This window comes from Candidatus Rokuibacteriota bacterium, from assembly GCA_016209385.1.
Classification (GTDB): domain Bacteria; phylum Methylomirabilota; class Methylomirabilia; order Rokubacteriales; family CSP1-6; genus JACQWB01.
Map to the genome: position 1 here is coordinate 1 of JACQWB010000011.1, position 2792 is coordinate 2792.

The window sequence follows — 2792 nt, forward strand, 5'->3', positions numbered from 1 at the left end:
CCCGGAGTTCTATCGCTACTACAGTCCGCGCTACGGCAGCTCCCTGGCACACGACCCGGCCTACTACCCCTACTACCGCCACCTCTACAGCAGCTCGCTGGCCGCTGATCCAGCCTACTACCGGTACTTCCAGGACCGGTACCTCGGCCCGCCGGCCGGTCCTCTCGGTCGGAACGAGCCGTGAGGGGGACGCGCGGGGGGGGAGATGATGATGGACGCCATCGAAGAAGGTATGAGACGCGGACCGGCGGCCCTGGGGGTGCCGGGGACTGGGCGGGTGGGTATCGCGGTCGCGTTGGGAGTGGCCCTGAGTATGGTTCTGGTGTGGCCAGGCCGGGTCGGAGCCCAGGGCCATGGGCTGGCCGCGATCCCGGGCTTTACCCTGCCCGGCAGCTCTGCGCCCATCGCGGCGGACCCGCTGGTCCCCCAGCACCGGTTCACTCACGGGAAGCCGTCCCAGGGATTTCGCGCCGGTCCAGCCTTTCCCCGGTTTCCCCATGACGGCTTCCGTCACCCCGGGTTCTTCCATCCCGACCGGCCGGTCTTCCATCGGGGGTGGGTCTTCCTGCCGGGCCGCTGGGGGTGCGAGTGGATCTGGGTCGGGGGTCGGTGGAACTGCCGCCCGGTCTGGATGGAGGGGGGCTGGATCTGGTGGGGTCACCCCTGACCTCGGGGCTCAGGCTGCTTCCCGGCGCTCTCCCCGCAGGAACGTAGCCCGATGGTACGGCTTTCGAACTCACCTCCGTTGGCTCCGCCGGCGATCAAGACGCGACGCGACTATCCGTGAGGACTGGTTTCAGAAAGGGGCCGAAATGCCTAGGCTGCGGGTGAAGCCCCCGGTGGCGGCCTAACCATTTATTTTCCCATAATATTCCGGCTCACCTCGTCTAGCCCCCCTCTTTTGCAGGCGGAGCTCATCCCGGGGCCGGGGCAAGATGCAGCTTCTCTTTCCCAGCGAATCCTGCTGTAGACGCCTCCTTGAAGGCTCTAATTCTAAATGGAATCTGGGCGGCCTGCGGTGAGGGGCCGCGACGAGCCGCCTTCGGGACGTGAGTGGCAAGGGCCCCGAACGGCCTTCATGCGCGGGGGAACGGGAGGGTAGACCTGGGTGGGGCTCCTCGGCAGATGTAGCTCAGGGGGGCGCCAGATTGCGCCAGGACTCCCTCACACTCCCTCACCCTTTCCCTTGACAATGGCACCCGTTCCGGCTAGCGTCAGCCGCCTACCACATCACATCTACGCTCTGGGGTGCAGACTATGCCTCTGCATTGGGGGTCTGCACTACAACTTGGCCCCCTTGTAGGCCATGCCGATGGCTGGCAAATGGCGATTGCGCTTCCGGGACCCTCTATCAGCAGCTGGGAGTCCGGGATCATCCCTGATATGGGAAATCCCGGTTCAGCAATATGGGGAATTCTAGCTAGTTCATTCGCAACACCTCGCCGGTTTAACGCGGCGCACAAGGAGTAGGGCCATGTAGAGGCTGCTTTTCTTAGCCTTTTGTCTCGTTGCCGCCGTCGTCTTTACAGGCATTGCGTATGCGGCAGCCGGGGGCACGTCCTCGGGCCTCCCTACGGCAACGAAGCTTTACATCGTGAAAAGCTACGGCGGGTTCCCCCTCATCTTCGAGCGTAACCAGAGATTGACGGACGAGCGAGTCAAGTTCCTCGCAAGGGGCCGGGGCTATGCGCTCTTTTTGACGCCAACCGAGGTGGTCCTCTCCTTGGCCAACCCGGAGCCTCGACCCGGGGCAGAGAAATCAGCAACGCTCGGTCTGCATAACCGGCAGAAGTCCAATACGGCGGTCCTGCGGATGCAGCTCGTCGGAGCGAACCCGCACCCGGCCATCACTGGGCTGGACCAGCTTCCCGGCAAGGTTAACTACTTCATCGGCAACGACCCGAAAAGGTGGCGTACAAACATTCCCACCTACACGAAAGTCAAATACGAGGAGATCTATCCTGGTGTGGATCTCGTCTACTACGGCAACCAGAGGCAGTTAGAATACGACTTCGTTGTCGCCCCGGGCGCTGCCCCCAAGGCCATCACCCTTAGCTTCGAGGGAGCCGACAAGCTTGAAGTTGATGCGCACGGCGACCTGGTGCTGCAGGCGGCTGGCGCCGAGATTCGCCTGCGCAAACCCGTCATTTACCAGGAGGTGGGTAGCACCAGGCAGGAAATCACAGGCGGCTACGTGCTCAAGGGCGAGCATCAGGTCAGCTTTCAGGTAGGCCATTACGATGCGACCAGACGCCTTGTGATTGACCCGATCTTAAGCTATTCGACTTATGTCGGCGGCAGCGACGCGGACGAAGGGCGCGGCATCGCCGTGGACGCCTCGGGCAACGCCTACGTGGTGGGCCAGACCCAGTCGAGCAATTTCCCGACGTTCCCGACGACCTCACCGCTCCCCTTCGACCCGAGTTTCAATGGCGGCTCCTCCGACGCCTTCGTCGCGAAGTTGAACTCCACCGGCACTGCCCTCGTCTACTCGACCTTCCTCGGCGGCAGTGGCTTCGAATTTGCCGACGGCATCGCCGTGGACGCCTCGGGCAACGCCTACGTGGTGGGCGAGACCGGTTCGACCGACTTCCCGACGACTCCGGGTGCCTTCGACGACAGTTTCAATGGCGGCACCGACGCCTTCGTTGCGAAGTTGAACTCCACGGGCACTGCCCTCCTCTACTCGACCTTCCTCGGCGGCGGTACCGTCGACAAAGGTCATAGCATCGCTGTGGACGGCTCGGGCAACGCCTACGTGACGGGCGAGACCGGCTCGACCGACTTCCCAA

Annotated in this window: 3 protein-coding genes; all 3 read left to right on the top strand. The window is 63.4% G+C overall.

What is annotated here, in order from left to right:
* On the top strand, window positions 1–184 hold a 184-nt coding region (locus tag HY726_00700; GenBank protein ID MBI4607510.1), incomplete at its 5' end, for a hypothetical protein.
* Window positions 185–232: 48 nt separating this feature from the next.
* Complete coding sequence (locus HY726_00705; GenBank protein ID MBI4607511.1) at window positions 233–667, top strand: hypothetical protein; 435 nt, start codon at window positions 233–235, stop codon at window positions 665–667.
* Window positions 668–1594: 927 nt separating this feature from the next.
* The coding region (locus tag HY726_00710; protein ID MBI4607512.1) for an SBBP repeat-containing protein at window positions 1595–2792 on the top strand (1198 nt) is incomplete at its 3' end.